This window comes from Streptomyces sp. APSN-46.1 (genome assembly GCF_022815725.1).
Classification (GTDB): domain Bacteria; phylum Actinomycetota; class Actinomycetes; order Streptomycetales; family Streptomycetaceae; genus Streptomyces.
In genome coordinates, this window is record NZ_JALGRF010000010.1 from 116,841 (window position 1) to 143,251 (window position 26,411).

The 26,411-nt window shown below is 71.7% G+C and carries 27 protein-coding genes; 15 read left to right on the forward strand and 12 right to left on the reverse strand.

Going from position 1 to position 26,411, the window contains the following annotated elements; genetic code table 11:
* Positions 1–17: 17 nt before the first annotated feature.
* From MTF65_RS23595 to MTF65_RS23610, 4 genes are all read right to left on the reverse strand, one after another.
* Complete coding sequence (locus tag MTF65_RS23595) at positions 18–1,007, reverse strand: heme A synthase (RefSeq protein WP_243630910.1); 990 nt, start codon at positions 1,005–1,007, stop codon at positions 18–20.
* A gap of 4 nt (positions 1,008–1,011) precedes the next feature.
* Entirely contained in the window at positions 1,012–2,145 is a 1,134-nt protein-coding gene (locus tag MTF65_RS23600; RefSeq protein ID WP_243630911.1) for a hypothetical protein, read from the reverse strand.
* Between the two features lie 160 nt (positions 2,146–2,305).
* On the reverse strand, positions 2,306–3,088 hold the full coding sequence (locus MTF65_RS23605; RefSeq protein WP_243630912.1) for an ABC transporter permease: 783 nt from the start codon (positions 3,086–3,088) through the stop codon (positions 2,306–2,308).
* A complete protein-coding gene (locus MTF65_RS23610) occupies positions 3,085–4,011 on the reverse strand; it encodes an ABC transporter ATP-binding protein (RefSeq protein WP_243630913.1) in 927 nt (308 codons plus the stop codon). Before MTF65_RS23610 ends, MTF65_RS23605 begins: the two co-directional genes overlap by 4 nt.
* Before the next feature lie 303 nt (positions 4,012–4,314).
* On the opposite strand from MTF65_RS23610, the gene MTF65_RS23615 reads away from it, so the two are divergent.
* From MTF65_RS23615 to MTF65_RS23660, 10 genes are all read left to right on the forward strand, one after another.
* A complete protein-coding gene (locus MTF65_RS23615; protein ID WP_374207287.1) occupies positions 4,315–5,076 on the forward strand; it encodes a helix-turn-helix transcriptional regulator in 762 nt (253 codons plus the stop codon).
* On the forward strand, positions 5,073–6,488 hold the full coding sequence (gene sufB, locus MTF65_RS23620; RefSeq protein WP_243630915.1) for a Fe-S cluster assembly protein SufB: 1,416 nt from the start codon (positions 5,073–5,075) through the stop codon (positions 6,486–6,488). Before MTF65_RS23615 ends, sufB begins: the two co-directional genes overlap by 4 nt.
* Positions 6,489–6,565: 77 nt before the next feature.
* The gene (gene sufD / locus MTF65_RS23625; protein WP_243630916.1) at positions 6,566–7,744 is read left to right on the forward strand and encodes a Fe-S cluster assembly protein SufD; all 1,179 of its coding nucleotides are present in this window, start codon (positions 6,566–6,568) and stop codon (positions 7,742–7,744) included.
* Complete coding sequence (locus tag MTF65_RS23630) at positions 7,744–8,061, forward strand: bifunctional 3-phenylpropionate/cinnamic acid dioxygenase ferredoxin subunit (RefSeq protein WP_243630917.1); 318 nt, start codon at positions 7,744–7,746, stop codon at positions 8,059–8,061. Before sufD ends, MTF65_RS23630 begins: the two co-directional genes overlap by 1 nt.
* A gap of 7 nt (positions 8,062–8,068) precedes the next feature.
* On the forward strand, positions 8,069–8,836 hold the full coding sequence (sufC, locus tag MTF65_RS23635) for a Fe-S cluster assembly ATPase SufC (RefSeq protein WP_243630918.1): 768 nt from the start codon (positions 8,069–8,071) through the stop codon (positions 8,834–8,836).
* On the forward strand, positions 8,833–10,089 hold the full coding sequence (locus MTF65_RS23640; RefSeq protein ID WP_243630919.1) for a cysteine desulfurase: 1,257 nt from the start codon (positions 8,833–8,835) through the stop codon (positions 10,087–10,089). The genes sufC and MTF65_RS23640 overlap by 4 nt, the downstream gene beginning before the upstream one ends.
* Before the next feature lie 26 nt (positions 10,090–10,115).
* Positions 10,116–10,577 (forward strand): Fe-S cluster assembly sulfur transfer protein SufU, encoded by a 462-nt coding sequence (gene sufU, locus MTF65_RS23645; protein ID WP_243630920.1) that lies wholly within the window; start codon positions 10,116–10,118, stop codon positions 10,575–10,577.
* Positions 10,574–10,918, forward strand: coding sequence for a metal-sulfur cluster assembly factor (locus tag MTF65_RS23650; protein WP_243630921.1), 345 nt, complete (start codon positions 10,574–10,576; stop codon positions 10,916–10,918). Before sufU ends, MTF65_RS23650 begins: the two co-directional genes overlap by 4 nt.
* Before the next feature lie 155 nt (positions 10,919–11,073).
* Positions 11,074–11,397, forward strand: coding sequence for a multidrug efflux SMR transporter (locus tag MTF65_RS23655; protein ID WP_243630922.1), 324 nt, complete (start codon positions 11,074–11,076; stop codon positions 11,395–11,397).
* Positions 11,397–11,936 (forward strand): TetR/AcrR family transcriptional regulator, encoded by a 540-nt coding sequence (locus MTF65_RS23660; protein WP_243630923.1) that lies wholly within the window; start codon positions 11,397–11,399, stop codon positions 11,934–11,936. Before MTF65_RS23655 ends, MTF65_RS23660 begins: the two co-directional genes overlap by 1 nt.
* Positions 11,937–12,162: 226 nt before the next feature.
* Here the strand turns inward: MTF65_RS23660 and MTF65_RS23665 are convergent, their stop codons facing one another.
* A complete protein-coding gene (locus tag MTF65_RS23665; RefSeq protein ID WP_243630924.1) occupies positions 12,163–13,044 on the reverse strand; it encodes a winged helix-turn-helix transcriptional regulator in 882 nt (293 codons plus the stop codon).
* Positions 13,045–13,138: 94 nt separating this feature from the next.
* On the opposite strand from MTF65_RS23665, the gene MTF65_RS23670 reads away from it, so the two are divergent.
* Both MTF65_RS23670 and dapD read left to right on the forward strand, forming a co-directional pair.
* On the forward strand, positions 13,139–14,383 hold the full coding sequence (locus tag MTF65_RS23670) for an MFS transporter (RefSeq protein WP_243631015.1): 1,245 nt from the start codon (positions 13,139–13,141) through the stop codon (positions 14,381–14,383).
* 9 nt (positions 14,384–14,392) lie between these two features.
* A complete protein-coding gene (dapD, locus tag MTF65_RS23675) occupies positions 14,393–15,373 on the forward strand; it encodes a 2,3,4,5-tetrahydropyridine-2,6-dicarboxylate N-succinyltransferase (protein ID WP_243630925.1) in 981 nt (326 codons plus the stop codon).
* A gap of 87 nt (positions 15,374–15,460) precedes the next feature.
* Here dapD and MTF65_RS23680 read toward each other — a convergent pair whose 3' ends face one another.
* The 3 genes from MTF65_RS23680 to MTF65_RS23690 form a co-directional block, all read right to left on the reverse strand.
* Positions 15,461–15,715 carry a hypothetical protein gene (locus tag MTF65_RS23680; protein ID WP_243630926.1) on the reverse strand — a complete coding sequence of 85 codons (255 nt, stop codon included), beginning with the start codon at positions 15,713–15,715 and terminating at the stop codon, positions 15,461–15,463.
* Positions 15,716–15,866: 151 nt separating this feature from the next.
* Complete coding sequence (locus MTF65_RS23685; protein ID WP_243630927.1) at positions 15,867–16,304, reverse strand: GNAT family N-acetyltransferase; 438 nt, start codon at positions 16,302–16,304, stop codon at positions 15,867–15,869.
* A 70-nt stretch (positions 16,305–16,374) separates the two neighbouring features.
* A complete protein-coding gene (locus MTF65_RS23690; protein WP_243630928.1) occupies positions 16,375–18,216 on the reverse strand; it encodes an endonuclease/exonuclease/phosphatase family protein in 1,842 nt (613 codons plus the stop codon).
* 265 nt (positions 18,217–18,481) lie between these two features.
* Between MTF65_RS23690 and MTF65_RS23695 the strand changes: the two genes are divergently transcribed.
* Both MTF65_RS23695 and MTF65_RS23700 read left to right on the forward strand, forming a co-directional pair.
* The gene (locus MTF65_RS23695; RefSeq protein ID WP_243630929.1) at positions 18,482–20,050 is read left to right on the forward strand and encodes a hypothetical protein; all 1,569 of its coding nucleotides are present in this window, start codon (positions 18,482–18,484) and stop codon (positions 20,048–20,050) included.
* A 266-nt stretch (positions 20,051–20,316) separates the two neighbouring features.
* Positions 20,317–21,756 carry an alkaline phosphatase PhoX gene (locus MTF65_RS23700; RefSeq protein ID WP_243630930.1) on the forward strand — a complete coding sequence of 480 codons (1,440 nt, stop codon included), beginning with the start codon at positions 20,317–20,319 and terminating at the stop codon, positions 21,754–21,756.
* A 119-nt stretch (positions 21,757–21,875) separates the two neighbouring features.
* On the opposite strand, the gene MTF65_RS23705 is transcribed toward MTF65_RS23700, so the two are convergent.
* The 4 genes from MTF65_RS23705 to MTF65_RS23720 all read right to left on the reverse strand — a co-directional run bounded on the left by MTF65_RS23705 (position 21,876) and on the right by MTF65_RS23720 (position 25,416).
* Entirely contained in the window at positions 21,876–22,052 is a 177-nt protein-coding gene (locus MTF65_RS23705) for a hypothetical protein (protein ID WP_243630931.1), read from the reverse strand.
* 102 nt (positions 22,053–22,154) lie between these two features.
* A complete protein-coding gene (locus MTF65_RS23710; protein WP_243631016.1) occupies positions 22,155–23,441 on the reverse strand; it encodes a TerD family protein in 1,287 nt (428 codons plus the stop codon).
* A gap of 88 nt (positions 23,442–23,529) precedes the next feature.
* Entirely contained in the window at positions 23,530–23,751 is a 222-nt protein-coding gene (locus MTF65_RS23715) for a hypothetical protein (protein WP_243630932.1), read from the reverse strand.
* Positions 23,752–23,889: 138 nt separating this feature from the next.
* Positions 23,890–25,416, reverse strand: coding sequence for an aldehyde dehydrogenase (NADP(+)) (locus tag MTF65_RS23720; protein ID WP_243630933.1), 1,527 nt, complete (start codon positions 25,414–25,416; stop codon positions 23,890–23,892).
* 158 nt (positions 25,417–25,574) lie between these two features.
* On the opposite strand from MTF65_RS23720, the gene MTF65_RS23725 reads away from it, so the two are divergent.
* Positions 25,575–26,390 (forward strand): IclR family transcriptional regulator, encoded by an 816-nt coding sequence (locus MTF65_RS23725; protein WP_243630934.1) that lies wholly within the window; start codon positions 25,575–25,577, stop codon positions 26,388–26,390.
* The last annotated feature ends 21 nt before the right edge of the window (positions 26,391–26,411 follow it).

A 26,411-nucleotide genomic window follows, 5' to 3' on the forward strand; every position in this document is an offset into this window, starting at 1 on the left:
CGGCTCCGGCCCGCCCGTCAGACCGCCGAGAGCTGGGCGTCGTCCCGTACGGCGGTCCCGACCGGGTCCGCCGTCCGCTCGCGCAGGCTCAGCGCCACGCGGAGCACGGCGATCCACACCAGGCAGGAGCCGAGCATGTGCGCCGCGACCAGGAGCTCGGGCAGTTCGGTGAAGAACTGGACGTAGCCGACGGCGCCCTGCGCGAGGAGCACGATCAGCAGGTCGCGGGCGCGCGCCCGGGTGTCGGCGGGGGCGTCCACCACCCGCAGTACCAGCCACATCGCGACGGCGAGCGCGCACACCAGCCAGGCGGAGACGGCGTGCACATGGGCGATGCCGGCCCAGTCGAGCGGCATGCGCTTGATCTCGCTGCTGTCGCCGGCGTGCGGGCCGGCACCGGTGACCACCGTGCCCGCCGCGATCAGCACGAAAGTGGTCGCGAGCATCGCCCACGAGAGCTTGCGCACCGGACCCGGCACCCGCGGCCGGGGCGCGCCGTCGCCCTCGCGGGTGCGCTGCCAGGTGACGGTGGTCACCGCGATCAGGCTGGTGGCGAGCAGGAAGTGCCCGGCCACGCTGTACGGGTTGAGCCCCGTCATGACGGTGATGCCGCCGAGGACGGCGTTGGCCATCACGATGACGAACTGCAGCCAGCCCAGCCTGGTCAGCGCGTGCCGCCAGGGATCGGCCGAGCGGGCGGCGATGATGCCCCAGCCGACGGCCGCGGAGAGCACGTACGTCAGCATCCGGTTGCCGAATTCGATGACTCCGTGCAGGCCCTGGGCCTGAGTCGTGATCAGGCTGTCGTCGGTGCACTTGGGCCAGGTGTCGCAGCCGAGACCGGATCCGGTCAGCCGCACCGCGCCGCCGGTGACGACGATGGCCACGCTCATCACGAGTGCGGCGAACGCGGCCCGCTGGACGATCCGGGGTGACGGAGTCCAGCGGCTGGCGATGTATGCGAGGGGGTTCAACACGGCGCCTATCGTAATCGGCGCCTTGTGCAAAGTTTCACGAGGGGGTCGGCGCGGCAGATTCGGGGCCGATGATCCGCCGGAACACGGCGCCGGCCGGATCGCCCTCCTGCTGCCACCAGACGTGGACGCGCCAATAGCCGCCCTCGCGGGGGCAGTCCGCGGAATTCATGAACCCCTTCAGCAATTCGCCCCCTATCTCACTGGCTGACCTATTGCGCACTTCTGCGGAGTCACGCCAGGGATATCCCGCTATGTCCCACAATCCGTCGGCTCCCCGCACGTCGATGCGCCACACCGCGAGCCAGGAGGTGACCTCCAGCATCGTGGCCACCTGGTCGGCGCTCAGGCGCAGCCGGGCCGCGATCTCGGCCGCCGGCACCCCGCAGATCCGGGCGGCCGCCACGGCCCGCGGCAGCAGCCGTTCGGGCAGCAGCCCCTCGGCGCGCAGCCCGACCAGGGAGTCGAAGTCCAGGAAGCGCAGCCGCAGTTCCAGCTGGCGGCCGATGTGGTCGAGCGCGTCCTCCGCCTCCAGGGACTCCTCGGAGCCGGGATGGGAGAGCAGCAGCTTCCGGAAGTCGGACTCCGCGTCCACCGCCCAGGCCACCGCGTCGGCGGCGAAGCCCAGCTCCGCCAGACGGTCCCCGAGGAAGACCTTGGCCTGCGCCAGGCCCCGGCGGTTGACCGGGTCGTGCTGGTCCAGGGACTCCCAGAGGGCCACCGCCGCGCGGGTCGCGTCACGGGCGCGCTCGCCCGCCGCCCGTTCCATGGCGCTCGGGCCCTCCTCGGCGCCCGGGCCCAGCGGGTGCCGGGGCAGCCGGTCCGCGTCGCTCAGCGGCCACGCCAGCCAGACGCCCTGGTTGATCAGCCCCCGCGCGTACCAGCGGGCGTACTCCGGGGAGTACGGGGCCGCGCGCTCGGAGCTCCGCAGGGCCTCCTCGATCGTGGCGAGGGCGGAGGCCCGGTCCCCGGCGGCGAACCGCACCGCGGCCTGGTCGGCGAGCCGCAGCCCCAGCCGGGCCGTGCATTCGGGGTCCCCCGGCAGCGCCCGCAGGGCGGTGATCAGTTCCCCGAGCAGCCGGTCGCGCTCACCGGGCTCGGCGGCCACGGCCCCCGACCGGACCCGTGCCCATTGTTCGTCCAGCCGTAGAACGGCTTCCCGCTGCGCCATGCCCGCCCCCCGGCTTCGTGGTTTCCACCTCAGAAGTGGATGCTTCCGTCCTCGTGGGAACGCCCCGCCGGGTGGAAGGAGTTCCCGCGACGTGAGGGGAGAGGTGGGGAGAGTGAAGGGCTTGGGCGGCCCGGGCCCGGGGGCCCGGGCCGCGGAAGGGTCAGTCCCAGCGGAAGAACCGCGCCGCGGCGCCCAGCCCCAGTACCGCCCAGCCGGCCAGCACGGCCGCGTCCCCCCACGGCAGCGAGGCCCCGTGCTGGAGCACCTCGCGCAACCCGTCGGACAGCGCCGCGATGGGCAGCAGCCCCAGTGCCGACTGCACCGCGCCCGGGAACCTGTCCAGCGGCACGATCACCCCGCCGCAGACCAGCAGCAGCAGGAACACCAGGTTGGCGGCGGCCAGGGTCGCCTCGGCCTTGAGCGTGCCCGCCATCAGCAGCCCGAGCCCCGAGAACGCGGCCGTGCCCAGCAGGAGCAGCACCGCGACCGACAGCGTGTTCCCCTGCGGGGACCAGCCCAGCGCGAAGGCGATCACCGTCAGAAGCGCGATCTGCAGCACCTCGGTGACCAGCACGGACAGGGTCTTGGCGGCCATCAGCGCCCAGCGCGGCAGCGGCGAGGCCCCGAGCCGCTTGAGCACCCCGTAGCGGCGGTCGAACCCGGTGGCGATGGCCTGGCCGGTGAAGGCCGTGGACATCACGGCGAGGGCGAGGATGCCCGGCGCGAGGAAGTCGACGGACTTGCCGGTGCCCCCCTCTCCAACGGGCAGGGTGACGATGTCCACGGCCGAGAAGAGCACCAGCAGCAGCGCCGGGATGATCACGGTCAGCAGCAGCTGCTCCCCGTTGCGCAGCAGCATCCGGGTCTCCAGAGCCGTCTGCGCGAGGATCATGCGGGACACGGGCGCGGCCCCCGGGCGGGGGGTGAACGTACCGGCGCTCATGCGCGCAGCTCCTTACCGGTGAGCTGGAGGAAGACGTCTTCGAGGGTGTGCCGCTCCACCGCGAGGCTGTCCGGCATCACCCCGTGCTGCGCGCACCAGGAGGCGACGGTGGCCAGCAGCTGCGGGTGGACGTCGCCGGTGACCCGGTAGACGCCCGCGGTCAGCTCGGCGGCCTCGGTGCCGTCGGGCAGGGCCTTGAGCAGCGAGGCGAGGTCGAGGGACGGGCGGCCCGTGAAGCGCAGGGTGTTCTCGGCGCCGCCCCGGCAGAGCTCCTCGGGGGTGCCGAGGGCGATGACCCGGCCGGCGTCGATGATCGCGACCTCGTCGGCGAGCTGCTCGGCCTCGTCCATGTGGTGGGTGGTGAGGACGACGGAGACCCCGTCGGCGCGCAGCTCCCGTACGAGGTCCCAGGTGCCGCGGCGGGCCTGCGGGTCCAGGCCGGCGGTCGGTTCGTCGAGGAAGACCAGCTCGGGGCGGCCGACGACGGCCATGGCGAGGGCCAGCCGCTGCTGCTGCCCGCCGGAGAGCCTCCGGTAGGGGGTGCGGCCGCAGCTGCCGAGTCCGAGGCGTTCCACCAGGGTGTCCACGTCCAGCGGATCGGCGTACAGCGTGGCCATGTGGCGGAGCATCTCGACGGCGCGGGCGCCGGAGTACACGCCTCCGGACTGGAGCATCACGCCGACGCGCGGGCGCAGGGCCCCGGCCTGGGCGACGGGGTCGAGGCCGAGGACGCGGACGGTGCCGGCGTCGGGACGGTGGTAGCCCTCGCAGGTTTCGACGGTGGTCGTCTTGCCCGCGCCGTTGGGACCGAGGACCGCGGTGACCGAGGCGCCGCGGACGGTGAGGTCCAGGCCGTCCACCGCTGTTTTTGGGCCGTACCGCTTCACCAGTCCGCGGATCTCCACGGCGGGGTCGTTGCTCATGCGGGTGAGTCTACGGAGGGCCGGAAGGGGACTTTTTTCGCCCCGGGCTCCTGGACGGCCCAGCGGGTTCCGGTCACTTTCGGCGGTGTCCCGGGCGCTCCGCGCCCCGGCTCGCCACGGGGCGGGGGATGGCTGGTGGGGCCCGTTGGGCGGCCGCCGGAGGGGGACCGGTCACGAGCGCAGAACGTTGCCCTCCGATTAACTCTCCGTAGATAAATAAGGTAACCCTTAGTGATGGAGGCCACCAGGAGTGTCGTCCGTCACGGCTTGTCGCCGCTCGACTAATTACGCAACAATGGCGTTGTGAAATACGGCGAACGAATGATCGGGACCCCTCAGGGGGAACTCGCTACCGGGGAGCGGTCAACCCGCAACCGGGTGGCGCGCTCCATCCTGGACCACGGCCCGTCCACCGTCGCCGACCTCGCCCAGCGTCTCGGCCTGACCCAGGCCGCCGTCCGCCGCCACCTCGACACGCTCGTCGCCGACGACGTGGTCGCACCCCGTGAGCAGCGCGTGTACGGCGCGCGCACCCGAGGTCGGCCCGCCAAGGTCTTCGCGCTCACCGACTGCGGCCGCGACGCCTTCGACCAGTCCTACGACTCGCTCGCCGTGGACGCCCTGCGCTGGATCGCAGAGGGCGCCGGCGGAGGCGAGCGGGGAGAGGCGGCCGTCGCCGCCTTCGCCAGGGCGCGACTGGCCGCACAGGCGGAGACCTACCGGGAGTCCGTGGAAGCGGCCGCCCCCGCGGAGCGCACCGAGGCCCTTGCCAAGGCGTTGACCGGGGACGGGTACGCTGCTACGGCCAAGAGCGCTCCCGGTCCGCACAGCGGAGAACAGCTCTGCCAGCACCACTGCCCGGTCGCACACGTCGCCGAGCAGTTCCCGCAGTTCTGCGAGGCGGAGACCGAGGTCTTCTCCCGACTGCTCGGGACGCATGTGCAGCGTCTCGCCACGATCGCCCACGGCGACGGGGTGTGCACGACGTTCATCCCGCGAGGCGCCGGCGCCGCACAGACCGACACATCAGCATCTGCAAGTACGGCCGGGAGGAACCCCGCATGACCACGGAGACTGCTCACCCTGAGCTCGATGGCCTGGGCACCTACGAATACGGCTGGGCCGACTCCGACGCGGCCGGTGCCGCTGCCAAGCGGGGTCTGTCCGAGGACGTAGTCCGCGACATTTCGGCGAAGAAGAGCGAGCCGGAGTGGATGCTCAAGCTCCGCCTCAAGGGCCTCAAGCTGTTCGCCAAGAAGCCCATGCCGACCTGGGGCTCCGACCTCTCCGGCATCGACTTCGACAACATCAAGTACTTCGTGCGGTCCACCGAGAAGCAGGCGGAGTCCTGGGAGGACCTGCCGGAGGACATCAAGAACACGTACGACAAGCTCGGCATCCCGGAGGCGGAGAAGCAGCGCCTCGTCGCCGGTGTCGCGGCCCAGTACGAGTCCGAGGTCGTCTACCACCAGATCCGCGAGGACCTGGAGGAGCAGGGCGTCATCTTCCTCGACACGGACACCGCGCTCAAGGAGCACCCGGAGCTCTTCCAGGAGTACTTCGGCACGGTCATCCCGGTCGGCGACAACAAGTTCGCGTCGCTGAACACCGCCGTGTGGTCGGGCGGTTCGTTCATCTACGTGCCCAAGGGCGTCAAGGTCGACATCCCGCTCCAGGCCTACTTCCGTATCAACACGGAGAACATGGGCCAGTTCGAGCGGACGCTGATCATCGTGGACGAGGACGCCTACGTCCACTACGTCGAAGGCTGCACCGCGCCGATCTACTCCTCGGACTCGCTGCACAGCGCCGTGGTCGAGATCATCGTGAAGAAGGGCGGCCGCTGCCGCTACACGACCATCCAGAACTGGTCGAACAACGTCTACAACCTGGTCACCAAGCGCGCCGTGGCGTACGAGGGCGCGACCATGGAGTGGGTCGACGGCAACATCGGTTCCAAGGTCACCATGAAGTACCCGGCCGTCTACCTGATGGGCGAGCACGCCAAGGGCGAGACCCTGTCCATCGCCTTCGCGGGCGAGGGCCAGCACCAGGACGCCGGCTCCAAGATGGTCCACATGGCGCCGCACACCTCCTCGAACATCGTCTCCAAGTCGGTGGCGCGAGGCGGCGGCCGTACCTCCTACCGAGGCCTGGTCGAGATCGGCGAGGGCGCGCACGGCTCCAAGTCCAACGTGCTGTGTGACGCGCTCCTGGTCGACACCATCTCCCGCTCGGACACCTACCCCTACGTGGACGTCCGCGAGGACGACGTGTCCATGGGCCACGAGGCGACCGTCTCGAAGGTCTCCGACGACCAGCTCTTCTACCTGATGAGCCGCGGCATGACCGAGTTCGAGGCCATGGCCATGATCGTGCGCGGGTTCGTCGAGCCCATCGCTCGTGAGCTGCCGATGGAGTACGCGCTGGAGCTGAACCGGCTGATCGAGCTGCAGATGGAGGGCTCGGTCGGTTAACACCCGGCCGCCCCGAGTCCCGCAGCAGATTCTTTACGCAGGCAGTGCTTTTTAAGAGAGCGAGCAACACGACAGCCATGGCAGAGGCTCAGAACATTCCGGTGGGTTCGACCACCGCCGGCTCGATCGCGGTGGCCGCCGAGTCCACCGTCGCCACCCGGATGAGCGCGCCGCCGTCCTTCGACGTGGCGGACTTCCCGATTCCGCACGGCCGCGAGGAGGAGTGGCGGTTCACCCCGCTCGCCCGCCTGCGTGGTCTCCACGACGGCACCGCGGTCGCCAACGGCTCCATGAAGGCCCAGATCGACGCGCCCGAGGGCGTCACCGTCGAGTCGGTGGAGCGCGACGACGCCCGCATCGGCACGGCCGGCGCCCCGGTGGACCGGATCGCCGCCCAGGCGTTCACGTCCTTCGCCAAGGCCACGGTCGTCACCGTGCCCAAGGAGGCCGTCCTGACCGAGCCCGTGCGCGTCTCGCTGCACGGCGAGGGTGGCACCACCTTCGGTCACACCGTCTTCGACGTGCAGGCATTCGCCGAGGCCGTGATCGTCATCGACCACACCGGTGACGGCGTCCGCGCCGCCAACGTGGAGTTCCTCGTCGGCGACGGCGCCAAGCTCACCGTCGTGTCCGTACAGGACTGGGACGACACCGCCGTCCACTGCTCCCAGCACAACGCGCTGGTCGGCCGCGACGCGACCTTCAAGTCGGTCGTGGTCACCTTCGGCGGCGACGTCGTCCGCCTGCACCCGCGGGTCAGCTACGCGGGCCCCGGTGGCGAGGCCGAGCTCTTCGGCCTGTACTTCACGGACGCCGGCCAGCACCAGGAGCACCGCCTCCTGGTCACGCACGACGCGCCGCACTGCAAGTCGAACGTGGTCTACAAGGGCGCGCTCCAGGGCCAGGACGCCCACGCCGTCTGGATCGGCGACGTCCTCATCGAGAAGAGCGCCGAGGGCACCGACACGTACGAGATGAACCGCAACCTCGTCCTCACGGACGGCGCGCGGGTCGACTCGGTGCCGAACCTGGAGATCGAGACCGGCGAGATCGTCGGCGCCGGCCACGCCTCCGCGACCGGCCGCTTCGACGACGAGCAGCTCTTCTACCTGCAGGCCCGCGGTATCCCGGCCGACGACGCCCGCCGCCTGGTCGTGCGCGGCTTCTTCGCGGAGCTCGTGCAGCAGATCGGTGTCGCGGACATCGAGGAGCGCCTGCTCGCCAAGATCGAGACCGAGCTGCAGGCGTCCGTCTGATGGCCTACGTCAAGGTGTGCGCGCTGAGCGAGCTGGAGGAGAACACCCCCAAGCGGGTGGAAATCGACGGCACGCCGGTGTCTATCGTCTCCACCGAGGGGGAGGTGTTCGCGATCAACGACATCTGCTCGCACGCGAACGTCTCGCTCTCGGAGGGTGAGGTCGAGGACTGCATGATCGAGTGCTGGCTGCACGGGTCGTCGTTCGACCTGCGCACCGGCAAGCCCTCCGGTCTGCCCGCGACGCGCCCCGTCCCCGTATACCCCGTAAAGATCGAAGGGGACGACGTGCTCGTCTCCCTCACCCAGGAGTCCTGAGGTACCCATGGCAACGCTTGAAATCCACGATCTGCACGTCTCCGTCGAAGCCGAGCACGGCGCCCGCGAGATCCTCAAGGGTGTTGACCTCACGGTCAAGCAGGGTGAGACGCACGCCATCATGGGCCCGAACGGCTCCGGCAAGTCCACCCTGGCGTACTCCCTCGCCGGTCACCCGAAGTACACCATCACCGGTGGCACCGTGACCCTCGACGGCGAAGACGTCCTGGAGATGACCGTCGACGAGCGCGCCCGCGCCGGCGTCTTCCTCGCCATGCAGTACCCGGTCGAGGTCCCCGGCGTCTCGGTCTCCAACTTCCTGCGCACCTCGGCCACCGCCATCCGCGGCGAGGCGCCGAAGCTGCGCACCTGGGTGAAGGAGGTCAAGTCCGCCATGGAGCAGCTCCAGATGGACCCGGCCTTCGCCGAGCGCAACGTCAACGAGGGCTTCTCCGGCGGTGAGAAGAAGCGCCACGAGATCCTCCAGCTGGAGCTCCTCAAGCCGAAGATCGCGATCCTCGACGAGACGGACTCCGGCCTGGACGTCGACGCCCTGCGCCAGGTCTCCGAGGGCGTCAACCGTGTCCGCGCGACCGGCGAGGTCGGCACGCTGCTGATCACGCACTACACGCGGATCCTCCGCTACATCAAGCCCGACTTCGTTCACGTCTTCTCGGAAGGCCGCATCGTCGAGTCCGGTGGCGCCGAGCTCGCCGACAAGCTGGAGGCGGAAGGCTACGAGGCGTACAGCACGAAGGGTGGCGCGACCGCGTGACACAGTTGCCCGGCCTCCTCGACATCGAGGCGATCCGCAAGGACTTCCCCCTGCTGGATCGTGTGGTCCACGACGGGAAGAAGATCGTTTACCTGGACAACGCGGCGACTTCGCAGAAGCCGCGCCAGGTGCTCGACGCGCTGAACGAGTACTACGAGCAGCACAACGCCAACGTCCACCGCGGCGTGCACGTGCTCGCCGAGGAGGCCACGGCGCTGTACGAGGGTGCCCGCGACAAGGTCGCCGCCTTCATCAACGCCCCGAGCCGCAACGAGGTCATCTTCACGAAGAACGCCTCCGAGTCGCTCAACCTGGTCGCGAACATGCTCGGCTGGGCGGACGAGCCCTACCGGGTCGACCGCGACACCGAGATCGCCATCACCGAGATGGAGCACCACTCCAACATCGTGCCGTGGCAGCTGCTCTCGCAGCGCACCGGCGCGAAGCTGAAGTGGTTCGGCCTCACCGACGACGGCCGGCTCGACCTGTCCAACATCGAAGAGGTCATCACGGAGCAGACGAAGATCGTCTCCTTCACGCTGGTCTCCAACATCATGGGCACGGTCAACCCGGTCGACGCGATCGTCCGGCGCGCGCAGGAGGTCGGCGCCCTGGTGCTGATCGACGCCTCGCAGGCCGCTCCGCACATGCCGCTGGACGTACAGGCGCTCGGCGCCGACTTCGTGGCCTTCACCGGCCACAAGATGTGCGGCCCGACCGGCATCGGCGTCCTCTGGGGCCGCCAGGAGCTGCTTGAGGACCTGCCGCCCTTCCTGGGCGGCGGCGAGATGATCGAAACCGTCTCGATGCACTCCTCGACGTACGCCCCCGCGCCCCACAAGTTCGAGGCGGGCACGCCCCCGATCGCCCAGGCCGTCGGCCTCGGCGCGGCCGTGGACTACCTGACCGCGATCGGCATGGACAAGATCGCCGCGCACGAGCACGCGATCACCGAGTACGCGGTGAAGCGCCTCCTGGAGGTGCCCGACCTGCGGATTATCGGCCCGACCACGGCTGAGGACCGCGGCGCCGCGATCTCCTTCGTGCTCGGCGACATCCACCCGCACGACGTCGGCCAGGTGCTGGACGAGCAGGGCATCGCGGTCCGCGTGGGACACCACTGCGCGCGCCCGGTCTGCCTGCGGTACGGAATTCCTGCCACGACGCGAGCGTCTTTCTACTTGTACTCCTCTCCGGCCGAGGTCGACGCGCTGATCGATGGTCTGGAGCACGTACGGAACTTCTTCGGCTGACCGAGGGCGACGAGGACGAGGACGCAGTGAAGCTGGATTCGATGTACCAGGAACTCATCCTGGACCACTACAAGCACCCGCACGGGCGTGGCCTGCGCGAGGGTGACGCCGAAGTGCACCACGTCAACCCGACGTGCGGCGACGAGATCACGCTGCGCGTGAAGTACGACGGCGAGACGCTCACCGACGTCTCCTACGAGGGCCAGGGCTGCTCCATCAGCCAGGCCAGCGCGTCCGTACTGAACGAGCTGCTCGTCGGCAAGGAGCTGTCCGAGGCGCGGAAGATCCAGGGCGTGTTCCTGGAGCTGATGCAGTCCAAGGGCAAGGTCGAGCCGGACGAGGAGATGGAGGAGGTGCTGGAGGACGCGGTCGCGTTCGCCGGTGTCTCCAAGTACCCCGCGCGTGTGAAGTGTGCTCTGCTGAGCTGGATGGCGTGGAAGGACGCGACCGCCCAGGTTCTGGGCGACGCGGAGAGGAAGACGGCATGACCGACAACGCGACGCCCGAGGCGTCGACCAAGCCGGCTACGGAGGAAGAGGTCCGCGAGGCCCTCTACGACGTGGTCGACCCCGAGCTGGGCATCGACGTCGTCAACCTGGGCCTGATCTACGGCATCCACATCGATGACGCGAACATCGCCACCCTCGACATGACGCTGACCTCGGCGGCCTGCCCGCTGACGGATGTCATCGAGGACCAGGCGAAGTCGGCGACGGACGGCATCGTCAACGAGCTTCGCATCAACTGGGTCTGGATGCCCCCGTGGGGCCCGGACAAGATCACGGACGACGGCCGTGAGCAGCTGCGCGCGCTCGGCTTCAACGTCTGACCGCTCCTTGCGTACGAGGGCCCCCGGCACGGTCGTGCCGGGGGCCCTCGCTGTTCGTCCGGCGGACGGGCTGAGGGGGGCTGAGGGGGGCTGAGGGGGAGACGGCCCGGGCCGTATGTGTACGAGCGTACGCAACGATGTGTACCTTTGTACGCATGCCCCCTTACGCACTGCTCGCCGCCGCCATCGCCGCCGAGGTCGCCGGGACCACCGCCATGAAGTACAGCGACGGCTTCTCGAAGCTGTGGCCGTCGCTGGCGACGGTGGCCGGCTATCTCATCGCCTTCACGCTGCTCGCGCAGACGCTGAAGTCGATGTCGGTCGGTACCGCCTACGCGATATGGGCGGGCGTCGGCACCGCCGCCATCGCCGCGATCGGCATGCTCTTCATGGGGGAGGCGGCCACCGCCGCGAAGATGGCGGGGCTGGTGCTGGTCATCGCCGGGGTGGTCCTGCTGAATCTGGGCGGGGCGCACTGATGGCCGCGGCGGGTGTGCGCAGGTACGACCCCGAGCGGCGGCAGCGGATCATCGACGCGGCGATCCGGGTGGTGGGCGCGAAGGGCATCGCCGGGCTGAGCCACCGGAGCGTGGCGGCCGAGGCGGACGTGCCGCTGGGCTCGACGACGTACCACTTCAAGACGCTCGACGACCTGCTGGTGGCGGCGCTCCGGCAGGCCAACGAGGCCTTCGTGGTGACACTTCCGGCCGCCCCGGGGGAGGACCTGGCGGAGTCCCTGGCCCGGCTGCTGGGCGAGCTGCTGGCCGCGGACCGGGGGCGGGCGGAGCTGGAGTACGAGCTGTACCTGGCGGCGCTGCGGCGGCCGGCGCTGAGGCCGGTGGCGGCGGAGTGGTGCGAGGCGGTGGCCGTCGCCCTCGCGCGGTGGACCGACGCGGTGACGGCGCGGGCGCTGGTGGCGGTGATGGACGGGATCTGCCTACAGGTGCTGCTGACGGACGCGGAGTACGACGAGTCGTACGCCCGCGACATCCTCGGCCGCGTCCTGCGCGGGGCGTAGCCACCCCGGCGCTGCCGCGCCCCGGGGGTCCGGCGCCGCCCCTGCGCTGCCGCGCCCCGGGGGTCCGGCGCCGCCCGGAGTATCGACACCTCGGAGGCTGCCGTGCTCCGGCGGTTGCGGCGGCCGGGGTTGCCGCTCCCGCGTAGCCGGTACCCGGGGATGCGGAGTGCGGGGGATCCGCGCTCAACCCCCGGGCGGATGCGGCGCGTAAGGGGGTTCCGGCCGGCTAGGCCTCGGCGGCGGAGCGGATGGTGCGCAGGGCCGTCGTGACGCTGGCCTCGATGTCCCGGATCGGGTACATCACCTCGCGGACCGTGCGGTCCCGGTCCACCACCAGGGTCAGCCGCTTCATCCGGCTCATCCCCGCCGCCCGGAACGTCGGCAGCCGCAGCGCCGCCGTCAGGGCCAGATCCGCGTCCGAGAGGAGCGGGAAGCGCAGCCGCTCCTTCTCCGCGAACTCCCGCTGCTCGTCCGGCCGCTGCGTCGACACCCCGTGGACCGTGGCCCCCGCCGCCGTGAACTCCGCCAGCTGGTCCCGGTACGTACACGACTCGAACGTACAGCCCTTCGCGCCCGGGATCCCGGCCCAGCCGGGCGGGTAGGACTCGGCGCGCGCGTAAGCGCCGGGGAAGCCGTACAGCACCGTGAAATCCGTGTCCGCGACCGGATCGCGGAGCTCGCCGAAGCGGTCCGGCAGCAGCAGCTCCGGCAGCCTGGTGCCCCGCAGCGCGTGCACCCGTGCCGCCTCGCGCGAGGCCTCGTCCGTCGTCGCGGTCATCTCTCCCTCTCCCAGGACCCAGGTGTCTCCCCAGTCCTGGAGGGCCACCAGGACCGGCAGCAGCCCCCGTCCGCGCGGGGTCAGCCGGTACTCGTGCCGTACCGGACGTTCCTGGTACGGCTCGCGCGTCAGCACCCCGGCCTCGACCAGCAGCTTCAGCCGCTCGGCCAGAACCTTCCGGGACACGCCCAGCTCCCGCTGGAGCTCGTCGAAGCGGTGCACGCCCCGCGCGGCGTCCCGCACGATCAGCAGCGTCCACCAGTCGCCCACGACGTCGAGGGCCTGGGCGATGGAGCAGTCCGCGTCACCGAGGTGTGTGCGCTGGGCCATGGGCACTCCTTTGTCCGTTGACCCGAGGCTGTCATGCTGACATAGTCCGTTCCCAAAAGGAACTGACTCGTGGGACCTGGGGGGACCGGGCGTGTTGCAGGGTTTCAAGGACGTACCGAGAGCGGTGTGGCTGCTCTCGGCCGGCGTGTTCGTCAACGCCGTGGCCAGCTTCACGTTCATCTTCGTCTTCGTGTACCTGACCGGCCCGCGCGGTCTCGGCATCGCCGAGGCGGGCCTGGTCACCGGAATCGGCGGCATCGGTGTGGTGGCCGGGAACTTCACCGGCGGTTGGTACGGCGACCGCTACGGCCACCGCCGCGTGCTGCTCGCCGCCTCCGCCCTCGGCGGCGCCGCCCTCACCCTGCTCCCGCTGCTGCCCACCGCCGTGCTCTACGTCGCCCTGCCCCTGGCCCAGTACACCCTCGGGGTCGTCCGCTCCGCCAACTCCGCCCTGGTGGCGGTGATCGTCCCGGAGGGCGCCAGGCGCCAGGCCTTCGCCGTCGTGCGCTGCGTCGCCAACGGCGGCTTCACCCTCGGCCCGCCGCTGGGCGGCCTGATCGCCACCGGCCTCTCGTACGACTGGCTCTTCGTCGGCGACGGCATCGGCACCCTCCTCTTCGCTCTGTGGACCGCCCGCGCGGTCCCGGCGAGGGGCACTGCCCGGCGCGCCGCGACGGCGGAGGGCGCGAGCCGCGGGGGAGTCTGGCGCGAGCTGCGGGCGCGCCCCGCCGTCCTCGTGCTGCTCGGCGCGATCGTCGTCGTCGACGTCGTGTACCGGCAGCAGTACTCGACCTTCCCCGTCTTCCTCGCCGACCACGGCCTCGACACCCGCGCCTACGGCCTGATCCTCGCCCTCAACGGCGCCGTCATCCTGGTCCTGGAACTCCCGGCGGCCGTCGCCCTGCGCAACCGCCCGCCGCTGCGGATCGTCGGCACCGGACTGCTGCTCGTGGGGGCTGGGTACGCGGCGCTGCTCGCCGGGGTGGCCGTCGGCACGGCCGTCGCCATGATGGTGCTGCTCAGCCTCGGCGAGATCCTCTACAAGACCACCGCCACCGCGTACATCGCCGACCAGGCACCCGAGCACGCGATCGGGCGGTTCCAGAGCCTCTACGCCGGTGTATCGGTCAGCGGCGTGGTGCTCGGTGCCCCGCTCGGCGGAGCGCTGTACTCGGCGGCCCCCGGCCTGCTGTGGCCCCTGTGCGCACTCCTCGCGGCGGGGGCGGGCGCGGCCGTGCTGTGGATGTCGGCGCGCGAGGGGCGGCGACCGGCGCGACCGGCACGCCCGGCGCGACCGGCACATGAGACCGGTTCGCGACCGCGGCCCGTCGCCGGTTAGGTTTCAGGCATGACTGCTACGCGTACCACCGGCGCCGTCGCCGCCGGACTTGCCACCATCGCCGCCGACGGCACCGTCCTCGACACCTGGTTCCCCGCCCCCGAGCTGGTCGCCGAGGCCGGCCCGGCCGGCTCCGAGCGCCTCGGCGTCGAGCGGGCCGCGGAGCTGCTGGGCGCCGCCGCGGCGAAGGCGCTGCGCCAGGACGCGGTCCGCGGCGTCGAGGTCGTGGCCGTCCGTACGGTGATCTCCTCGCTGGAGGACAAGCCGCTCGACGCGCACGACGCGTACCTGCGCCTGCACCTGCTCAGCCACCGCCTGGTCAAGCCGCACGGCCAGAACCTGGACGGGGTCTTCGGCCTGCTGGCCAACGTCGCCTGGACCTCCCTGGGCCCGGTCGCGGTCGACGAGGTCGAGACCGTCCGCCTGAACGCCCGCGCCGAGGGCCTGCACCTCCAGGTCACCTCGATCGACAAGTTCCCCCGGATGACGGACTACGTCGCCCCCAAGGGCGTCCGTATCGCCGACGCTGACCGCGTCCGCCTCGGCGCGCACCTCGCCGAGGGCACCACCGTCATGCACGAGGGCTTCGTCAACTTCAACGCCGGCACCCTCGGCACCTCCATGATCGAGGGCCGCATCTCCGCGGGCGTCGTGATCGGCGACGGCTCCGACGTCGGCGGCGGCGCGTCCACCATGGGCACCCTGTCGGGCGGCGGCAAGCAGATCATCTCGATCGGCGAGCGCTGCCTGATCGGCGCCGAGGCGGGCGTCGGCATCGCGCTGGGCGACGAGTGCATCGTCGAGGCCGGCCTGTACGTGACCGCGGGCACCCGCGTCACCCTGCCGGACGGCGAGATCGTCAAGGCGCTGACGCTCTCGGGCGCCAACAACATCCTCTTCCGCCGCAACTCGGTCACCGGCGCCGTCGAGGCCCGCCCGAACAACGCGGTCTGGGACGGCCTGAACGAGGTCCTGCACAGCCACAACTGACGATCCGTCGCGGGACGGCGCTCGGGCCGGTGTCGCGACAGCGCCCTCCCACCCCGGTCGGGGTGGGAGGGCGCTGTGCGTATGCCGTCAGCTCTGCGGGAGCGTGCGGATCAGGCCCGCGAAGGCCTGTTCCTCCGCCTCGGTCAGTTCCACCGACTCCATCGGGTGCGCGGCCGCGCCGCGCTGCGTCGGGATCATCGGGAGGACCTCGGAGGCGACGGGCTCCCGGTCGTTGAAGCGGCTGTTCCGCAGCTTGTGGCCGAGGCCGAGCACCCAGACGAGGGCCGCCACGAACAGGACGGCGAGACCGATTTCCTGGGCGAGGGTGATGGAGGGGAACACGCGCGGTCCTCCGGAGAGTGCGAGCGGTACGTGATCGGGCGTGGCAGATACTCAACACCAGAACCGCCCGGTTCGGCGCGGATGTGTCGAGCGTCACGCCAGTGCCGAAAGTCCCGAAAGTGTCCCGGAAGTATCCCTGCGGTCGGCTTGGTCAGTCCGCCAGTCGCAGCTTGAACCCCTCGTGGCTGCGGGCGAAACCCAGCCGCTCGTAGAAGCGGTGGGCATCGCTCCGCTGCTTGTCGCTGGTCAGCTGGATCCGTCCGCAGCCCCTCTCGCGGGCCCGATCCACCGCCAGCCTCATCAGCTCGGCGCCCAGGCCGTGACCGCGCCGGTCCGCGCGGACTCGTACCGCCTCCACCAGCGCCCGCTCGCGCCCGCCCTGGCCGAGGCCCGGGATGTACGTCAGCTGGAGGCAGCCGAGTACAACGGCGTCCTCCACGAGGACCAGCATCTCGTTGCGGGCGTCCGCCTCGATGGCGGCGAAGGCCCGCTCGTGCGCCTCGCCGACCTCGGCCCGCTCTTCGCCGGCGTCCGCCAGCAGGGCGAGTAGGGCGGGCAGGTCGTGACGCGTCGCGGTACGGAAGATCATGGGCCGGAGTGTGGCAGGGGGGCCGGGCTGGACGGAGCCCGGCCCCCCCCGTTTCAGGTCCGCACCGCGGTTACGGGCGGAAGCGCAGCACCTGCGGGTCGTGGTCGCTGTTCTGGTCGGCGAACTCCGCGTTGATGTGCACGCTGTCGTACGTGAACTTCTTGATCGCCGGGCTCGTCAGGATCTGGTCCAGGACCTGCGCGTTGCCCTGGTAGACGTACGAGTACCGCTCCGCCTTCGGCAGCGACTTGACCGCCGGGTACAGCGCCCCGCCGTCGGCCAGCGCGTCCGTCGTCGCCGAGAACTCGAAGTCGTTGATGTCGCCGAGGACCAGGACGTTCGCGTGCTTGTCCGCCGCCAGGACCTCCTTCACGAAGCCGTTCACGGCCTGCGCCTGGAGCAGTCGCTTCTCCTCCGACTTGCGCACCGGCGGCTGGTGGTGCGAGGTCAGGCCCTCGTCGCCGCCCTTGGAACCGAAGTGGTTGGCGATCACGAAGACCGTCCTGCCGCGGAAGACGAACTCGCCCGCGAGGGGCTTGCGGCTGTCCGCCCACGCCGGGTTCGCGGGGTCGATCCGGCCGGGGGAGTGGGTCAGGGCGGCCTTGCCGTTCTCCTTGACCACGCCGGTCGCCGTCACCGCGTCACCCGGGGCGCGCTCGGTGAAGGAGACCCGCGCCGGGTTGAAGAGGAACACCTGGCGGATGTTGCCGCCGGGCTCGCCGCCGTCCTTCTTGTCCTCCGGGTTGACGGTCCGCCACTGGTAGGCCGGGCCGCCCGCCGCCGTGATCGCCGTGGTGAACTTCGTGAGCGTCTGCTCCGCCGAGACGGTGCCGTCGTTCTTGGCGCCGTTGTCGTCCTGGATCTCCTCAAGGGCCAGGATGTCGGGGGAGGCCAGGTTCTCGACGACGGCCTTCGCGAGCGCGTCGAACTTCGACTGCGGGTCGGTCGGGTCGAGGTTCTCGACGTTGTACGTGGCCACCGCGAGCTCGCCCTCGGACTGCGCCTTGGTCTTCTCGGGGGCGAGGGTGCCCGCCGCGACCGTGCCGAGCGTGCGGGCGACGAGGGTGTAGCCGCCGAACTGGTTGAAGTCCAGCGGGCCCTCGGTGGTACCGGTCAGCTTGTCGCCGACGTTGGCGACCGGGAACGGCTGCTGCGCGAGGGGCGCGAGCTGCTGGATCTGGAGGCGGCCGGTGTTCTGGGACTCGTACGAGCCGTAGATCGTGCCACCGCGCTTGGCGGGGTGCTCCCAGCCCTTCACCGTGACCCACAGCTCCGCGTACGGGTCGGTGGCGCCGACCACGCGGGAGGTGCCGATACGGACGTTCATGCCCTCCAGGGACTCGTAGAAGTCCAGCGCGTAGCGCGAGGGGTCCAGGGTCAGGCCGTTGATGCTGCCGGCGGCGGCCGGGTCGCCGGCCGGGGCGTACGCGGCGGGGACCGTGTACTCGGTGATCGCGGCGCCCTCGGGCAGCGCGTTGCCCGAGGAGACCACCGTCACGGCCGGCTTCGAGATCTGCGTGACCGACTGGTTGCCGGAGTTGACGCCGCCGGGGATGTACTCGCCGACCAGGCCGGAGACCGTGACCGCGTCGCCGACGGCGACGGTCGGGACCGAGCTGGTGAAGACGAAGACGCCCTCACTGGTGGCGTCGTTGTCGTCGGCGTCGGGGTCCTGCATCCAGAAGCCGCGCGAACCGTAGGTGCGGACGCCCGTCACGATGCCCGCGACACCGGTGACCTGCTTGCCGGCGAGCGGGGATATCCGGGTGGTGCCCTGGATGTCGTGGATGCGTATCGGCTCGGCGGACGCGTCGCCTTCGGCCGCGCCGGCGGAGCCCGCGAGCAGGCCGGTGGCCAGCGCGGTGGCGACGAGGGCCGCGACGGCGGCGGAACGGGGATGCGAGGAGCGCATGGGCAGGAACTCCGGTGTGTGGAGGAGGAGAAGCGGAAACCCGGTGGTCTCGCGGGTTCCGATAGGTCTACGCGCGTCAATTTCCTGTGTGAGCGGCAAAGTTGTCAAGGCCTCCAGGGAAGACGGCGGCTGACTGTGGGATGAACCAAAGGTGATGGCACGCCAGGGGCGCCCGAAATGCGTCTACTCTGGGTCGCCGTACGCACCCGCACCACCGCCGCACCCGCACCATCGCCGCACCACATCAGCGAGGAGAAACCACCGCATGTCCGCAGAGCCGCACCACACGCTGCCGCCGGTACGGCTGCACTCCGATGCGGAACTGGCCCGCGAGGCCCTCGGCGCCCCGCTGTTCGCCCGCGCCGTAGGCCTCGCCCGCTGGGCCGGACCCGGCACCCGCGTCGAGGTCGGCGGCGAACTCGCCGCCGCGCAGCTGCCCGAGGCCGTCGCGGCGCTCGGGCTCGACGCCGACGACGAGGACGCGCCGGTCCACACGAGCCGGGCCTGGCGGGTCGCCGTGGACACCGGGCTGGTGGATGTCACCGAGCCCGAGGAGGACGGCGCGGGCGCGCCGGGCTGTGCGGACGCGACACGCGGTGCGGACGCGACACGCGGTGCGGATGCGGCAGGCGCGGCGGACGCGGCAGCTGCCGCGGAAGCGGAATACGGGACCGCCGCGCCCGGCGAGGACCTCGCGCTGGTGACCGGCGGCGCACCCGGCGACGTACTCGACCTGTGGCTGGCGGCCCTGGACAGCGTGCTCGCGGACGCGGCCGTACCGGACCTGGACGAGCTCGTCGACGCCCTGGACGCGGGCGGCGACATCGACTTCGACCGGCTCGACTGGAACCCGCAGCGCGAGGCGGACTTCCTCGACGGGGTCCTCGCCAACCTCTACCTGCTCACCGTCGCCGAAGGCGGGGCCGGCGAGGGCGCGGTGCCCCTGCCCGTGCTCGCCGCGTCGATGGTCGTGCCGGAGGGGATGGGCGAGCCGACGGACGAGGTGCTCGAACGGGTCTCCGACACGATGATGCGCCTCGACGACCAGTTCCGGCAGCTGGAGCCGATCGGGCTGGTCGAGTTCCGGCCCCTCGACGAGGCGCTGCTCGCGGAGGCGGCCGACGAGGACCTCGCGGCTGCCTCCCCCGACCTGGCCGGATACGACGACGAGGACGTGTCCCGGTACGGGATGGTCCGCCTGACCCCCCTCGGCCTGTACGGGGTCCGCGCCCGGATGCTGGAGGCCGGGGTCGAGGCCCCCGCCATCGGGGAACTTGCCGGGAAGGGCGCGGACGTCCTGCTCGACACGGTCTCCCGCTACCCCGAGGGCTCCGCCCAGGCCGAGATCGAGCAGTGGCTGGCCGGCCGGGACCTGCCCGCCGCGGTCGCCGAGCTGCTGGCCGCCGCCCGCGGTGAGGACGAGGCCGCCCCGCTGCGGAGGCTGCGCTGCCAGCAGGCCCTCGCGGCCGCCGGGCCGGCCGCCGAGCCGGCGGTCCGCTCCGTGCTGGACGACGCCGAGCTGGGCGGCCTCGCCCGGGTCTGGCTGGCGGAGCTCGGGGCGCGCGACGTACCCGCGCCCGACGCGGAGATGGTGTTCTGGCTCACGATCGACACCATCGCGGCGCAGCTCGCGGCGGACGGGGAGACGCGGGAGCTGCCGCTCCTGATCGAGTCCCTGACGGCGCACCACTCCGGGTTCTTCGAGCAGGCCTGGCGAGTGGAGCACCCCGCGACGGCTGACGTGCTGGAGGCGATCGGCCGGCTGCACCTTGACAAGAAGGCCGCGAAGGAGGCCCGCAAGGCGGCCTTCAAGGCGCGCTCCCGGCGGTCCTGACAGCGGGCCCGTGACCGCGCGCCCCGACCGAGGCCTGACCGCGCCCCGACCGAGGCCTGACCGCGTCGGCCTTCCGGAAGCGCGCGGCGGCTGGGCCGGGGCGTGCACAACGCGCCTTTTTTGGCGACGGAGTTGGCCATTCCGCGCACCGGCAAGGGGTCCGACCGTGTTCCTGGGTAATTCAGCCGCCGTTCACGTGCGGGCGGGAGCGTGTGCGCCGACGACCGCATCACAGGCGCACCACCTCCCCACCCCTGGAGACCCCGATGCCGCTCAGCCGTAGAGACTTCACCGCCCGCACCGTCATCGCCGGTGCGGGAGTCGCGCTCACCGGGACGGTCGGCGCGCTCGCCACCGCCCCGGGGGCGCTGGCGGCCGACGACAGCACCCGGCGCGACGAGCACGGTCGGCCCTGCGAGCCGGGCTACGGCCCGCTGCGCCCCGACCCCGCCGGACTGCTCGCCCTGCCGGCCGGATTCACGTACCGCGTGATCACCCACAGCGGTGTCACGAAGCTGGACTCCGGTGAGTCCACCCCGTCCGGCCACGACGGGACGGCCGCTTTCGAGGGCCACCGCGGCGTCACCCTCCTCGTCAACAACCACGAGCTGAAGGGCCCGCGTACACGCTGGGCGCACCCCGTGCCGCTCACCGAGGGACTCGTCTACGACCCGGCCGCGGCCGGCGGCTGCACGGTCGTCGAGGTCCGGCGCGGCGGCGAGGTCGCCGAATGGGTGGGCATCGCGGGTACGTCGACCAACTGCGCGGGCGGCTCCACCCCGTGGGGCACCTGGCTGACCTGCGAGGAGAACGAGGACCTCGCCGGCAAGAACGGCATGACCAAGGACCACGGCTACGTCTTCGAGGTCGATCCGCACGACCGCCGCGCCAACCGCGAGCCGAAGCCGGTCAAGGCCTTCGGGCGGTACGCGCACGAGGCCGTCGTCATCGACCCGCGCCAGGGTCACGCGTACCTCACGGAGGACGCCTCGGGCCCCAACGGGCTGCTCTACCGCTGGACTCCGCCGCGGGGATTCCGGCACGGGCGCGGCAAGCTCCGCGACCTCGCCGCCGACGCGGGGGTGCTCGCGGCCGCCAAGTGCTTCGACAGCGCGGGCCGGTTCGTGGACGACCTCTCGCGCGCGACGAAGATCGGCACCGTCTACGGGGTCGACTGGGTGGAGGTGGCGGACCGGGACGCCCGGACGGTGCCGGTGCGCAAGCAGTTCGCGGCGGGCGCCGTGACCCGGGCGCGCAAGCTGGAGGGCATGTGGTGGGCCGACGGGGGCGCGTACTTCGTCTCCTCGTACGCCCGTGAGGAGAGCCCGGGCGCCGCGCACGACGGCCAGGTGTGGTTCTACGACCCCAAGCGGCGCACCGTCCGACTCACGGTCCTGATCGGCGTGAACGCCGACCCGTCGGCGGAGGGCGGCTACGACGGCCCGGACAACATCACCGTGTCGCCGTACGGCGGCCTGGTCATCGCGGAGGACGGCTCGGGGCTCCAGCACCTGTTCGGCGCCACCGAGTCGGGCCGCACCTACCCGCTGGCGCGGAACGAGCTGAACATCGGGACGGCCGAGGAGCCCGAGTACTCGGAGTTCGCCGGGGTCTGCTTCTCCCCGGACGGGCGCACCCTGTACGCCAACCTCCAGGACCCGGGCATCATGCTGGCCATCACCGGTCCCTGGCGGCGCGCCCACTGACGGTCGCGGGGACGGGCCGGCGGGCGGGGACGGGCCGGCGGGCGGGGACGGGCCGCCGGGGACGGGCAGTCGGGCGGGCGCGGGCCGGCGGACAGGCGCGGGCCCGCGCCGCCGGCGGCCTACTGGGCCGCGGAAAGCTCCGCGCGGGAGGCCGCGGCCCACTCCTCAAGCAGGAACTCGTACGCCGCGGAAGGCCACTCGTCGTCCACCCTCGTCTCGACGAGGTGCCGTATCGCCTCATTCGCCTCCGAGGCGGACGGGCGGGCGGGACCCGCGGGCTGGAGTGTCGTGTGCATGAGTTCAAGGCTAAGGGCGGGCACTGACAGTCACCTCCGGTTTCCGGGTGGAATGGCTCACCCGAAAGCTGTCTCGGTAGCTCCATGTGCCCGCCCACCTGCTCAGAGTGCCTGCGCTGCGGGCTTGACCATGCCGCGCACTGTGCGGGATTTCACAAACTCGCCGATGGCCGTCATCTCCCATTCGCCGGAGAACTGCTTGATCATCTTCGCCATCATGACGCCGGTCTGAGGTTCGGCGGTGGTGAGGTCGAAGCGCACCAGCTCCTCGCCGCTCGCCGCGTCGATCAGGCGGCAGTAGGCCTTGGCCACCTCCGTGAACTTCTGGCCGGAGAAGGAGTTCACCGTGAAGACCAGACCGGTGGCGTCGGCGGGCAGCCGGCCGAGGTCCACGACGATCACCTCGTCGTCCCCGGCGCCCTCGCCGGTCAGGTTGTCGCCGGAATGCTTGATGGCTCCGCCGAGGATCGACAGCTTGCCGAAGTAGCAGCTGTCGATGTGGTTGCGCTGCGGGCCGTACGCGATGACGGACGCGTCGAGGTCGATGTCGCGGCCGCGGAACGCCGGCTCCCAGCCCAGGCCCATCTTGACCTGCGAGAGCAGCGGGCGCCCGCCCTTGACCAGGGAGACGGTCTGGTTCTTCTGGAGGCTGACGCGGCCCTTGTCGAGGTTGATCTTCCCGGCGGCGGCCGGTGCTGCGGGGGCGGGCGCGGCGGCGGGCGGCGGCGGAGCGGCCTGGGTGGCCGGCGTCGCCCCGCCGAGCCACGGGGAGGCGGGGTACGGGGACGGCGGCGCGGCCGGGGCGGAGGGGGCAGCGGGGGTCTGCCCCCAGGCGGGGGCGGCCGGCGCCTGCGGTGCGGCGGTGACGGTGGCGGGCGGCGGGGTGGGCGCGGGCTCCTCGTCCACGGAGACCCCGAAGTCGGTGGCGATGCCGGCGAGGCCGTTCGCGTACCCCTGGCCGACGGCGCGGACCTTCCACACACCCCCGCGCTGGTAGACCTCTACGACGACGAGGGCGGTCTCGGAACCCAGCTGCGGCGGGGTGAAGGTGGCGATCACCGAGCCCCCGTCCGCGTCGCGCACGGTGGCGGTGGGCTCGATGCCCTGGAAGGTCTGCCCGGCGGCGTCGGGGCTGGCCGTGACCACGATGCGCTCGATGCCCGGCGGCAGCGCGCCGGTGTCCACGGTGATCGAGTCCGGCGCCGCGCCGCCGCCGGACCGGTGGCTGACACCGGGCCCGGACGGCTGGTTGTAGAAGATGAAGTCGGCGTCGGAACGCACCTTGCCGTCCGCCGCGAGGAGGAGCCCCGATACGTCGAGCCGCACCGGAGCCGCCACATCCACCGTCACGCGGACGGTATTGAGCGGCAGGTTGGAACCAGGGGTCATAGCGGTCATGCCCGGAGAACGACCGGAGGCGCTTTGCCGTTCCCTTACTCTCGCGGGAGATTTTCGCGCGGTGCCGGGCCCGGGGGTCTCAGCGTCGGTTGCGCGGGTGGTTCCTGGCCGTCCGCTCGTTGCCGAACTTGTAGGCGCCGGTCCAGCGGGCCATCACCAGCTGGGCGTCACCGGACTCGACCTCGGCCAGGAACTTCGCGGCCCGGCCGCCGCGCAGGGTGCCGGCGGCCCGGCCTTGGTGGGTGATGACGACGGAGTCGTCGCCCAGTCGCTTGTACGTGAATCCGCTCGGCTTCGGCATGCGCCGCAGCCTGCCCCCGCCGGGCGGATCGGGCAACGGATTTAAGAGTCTGCCCGGCCTGCTCGGCTGCCCGGCCGCCTGCCCTCGGGTGCCCCTGCCTGCCTGCCTGGCGGCGTCAGAGGTCCGCCAGGTGTTCCGTCAGCCGACGCCCGTCACCCGGCGCGGCAGCCCCAGCGGGTTGGCCTCGCGCAGCTCCGCCGGAAGCAGCGCGTCCGGCATCGACTGGTAGGCCACGGGGCGCAGCCAGCGCTCGATCGCGGTCCCGCCGACGGAGGTGGAGTGGGAGGTGGCCGCCGGGTACGGTCCGCCGTGGTGCTGGGCCGGGGCCACCGCGACCCCCGTCGGCCAGCCGTTGACCACGATCCGCCCGGCCAGCGCCGTGACCCGCTCGACCAGCTCCGCCGCCCCGGCCGGCGCGCCCTCGGCCTCGGCGGCCGACAGCTGGAGCGTGGCGCTCAGGTTTCCGGGAAGCCGCTCGAGCACGGCGGTCGCCTCGTGCCCGCCCTCGTACCGTACGACGACGGTGACGGGGCCGAAGCACTCCTCCAGGAGCAGGTCATGGGCCCCTCCCTCGGCGAGGCGGGCGGCCGGCACGGTCAGGAAGCCCGCGCCGACGGTGTGCTCCCCGCCGGGACCCGGGAGGACGGGCGCGCCGACCCCCGGCAGCGCGGCCCGTTCGCGCACCCCGGCGATGAAGTTGTCCCGCATCCGGTGGTCGAGCAGCACTCCGGGCCCGGTCTCCCCGAGCGCCTTGGCCAGCGCCTCGGTGAGCCGGTCCCCGGCCGCGCCCTCGGGGACCAGGACCAGGCCCGGCTTGACGCAGAACTGGCCGACGCCGAGGGTGACCGAGCCCGCGAGTCCGGTACCGATCTCCTCGGCGCGCTCGGCGGCGGCCGCCGGGGTGACCACGACGGGATTGAGGGAGCCGAGTTCACCGTGGAACGGGATGGGCACGGGCCGGGCGGCGGCCGCGTCGTACAGCGCCCGCCCGCCCCGGACGGAACCGGTGAATCCGGCGGCGGAGACGAGCGGGTGGCGGATCAGCTCCAGTCCGGCGTCGAATCCGTGGACCACAGTGACCGCGTCGGCCGGGAGCCCGGTGGCGACGGCGGCCCGGCGCAGCAGTGCGCCGCACAGTTCGGAGGTGGCCGGGTGGTCGGGGTGGGCCTTGACGACCACCGGGCAGCCGGCGGCGAGCGCACTCGCGGTGTCCCCTCCCGGCACGGAGAAGGCGAGCGGGAAGTTGGAGGCGGAGTAGACGGCGACCACCCCCAGCGGCACCTTGTAGCGGCGCAGTTCCGGGCGCGGCGGGGAGAGGGCGGGGTCGCCGTGGTCGATGCGGATGTCGAGGTACTCGCCCTCGTCCACGGCGTCGGCGAAGGCCCGCAGCTGGCCGGTGGTGCGGGCGAGCTCGCCGGTGAGCCGGCCCGCGCCGAGCGCGGTCTCGGCGTCGGCCGCCTCGATCACGCGGGCCGCGGCCTCGTCGAGCAGCTCGGCGGCCGTGCGCAGGAACGCGGCGCGGACGGTCCGGTCGGCGAGCGCGCCGCGCGCCGCGTGGGCCGCGCGTACGGCCTCGTCCACCTCCCGGGCGGTGGCCTCGTACCCGACCTGTTCGCGCTGCTTCCCGGTGCGGGGGTCCACACTCCAGACTGGTGTCGCTGCCATGGCTCGCACTGCCTCCTGGATCTACGCTGACCCGCGCGGTGTTGTTCAGTATTCTGAACGCCGTTCCTGTGGATGAATGATCACATCCATCGAGGACTCTATTTCCGCGTCTTCCGGGTTGACAAGAGACAACGAGCGACAAGAGGGGCACGAGGCGAATGACGACAGCTGAGTCTGCTGGGTCTGCTGGGTCCGCGGAGTCGGCGGGGCCCGCGTCGGGCGCGCCGGCGGCCGTCAAGTCGGCCGTGCGCACGGTCCTGTTGCTGGAGCACTTCGCGGCGCGGCCCGGGCTGCACAGTCTGGCCGACATCCAGCACGACCTCTCGCTGCCCAAGTCCAGCCTCTACATGCTGCTGCGTACGCTGGTGAACCTGGGCTGGGTGGAGACGGACGCGTCGGGGACGCGGTACGGGATCGGAGTGCGGGCCCTGCTCGTGGGCAGCTCGTACATCGACGGGGACGAGGTGGTCGCGGCGGCCAGGCCCACCCTGGACCGGCTCTCCGACGACACGACCGAGACCATCCACCTGGCGCGGATGGACGGGACCAGCGTGGTCTACCTCGCCACCCGGCAGTCCCAGCACTACCTGCGGCCCTTCACCCGGGTCGGGCGGCGGCTGCCCGTGCACTCGACCGCCCTTGGAAAGGCGCTGCTGGCCACGTACACGGACGAAGAGGTACGGGGGCTGCTGCCGCAGCGGCTGGAGGCGGTCACCGAGCACACCATCACCGACCGGGAGCGGCTCATCGAGGAGCTGGCGCTGGTGCGGGAACAGGGCTACGCGATGGACCGCGAGGAGAACACGCTGGGGCTGCGCTGCTTCGGGGTGGCGGTGCCGTACCGGACGCCCGCGCGGGACGCGGTGAGCTGCTCGGTGCCGGTGGCCCGGCTGACGCCGGGGCACGAACAGGTCATCAAGGCGGCGCTGTTCGAGGCGCGGGACCGGCTGTCGGTGGTCACGCGCCGCATGTGAGGCGGTGGACGTTGGCGTGGA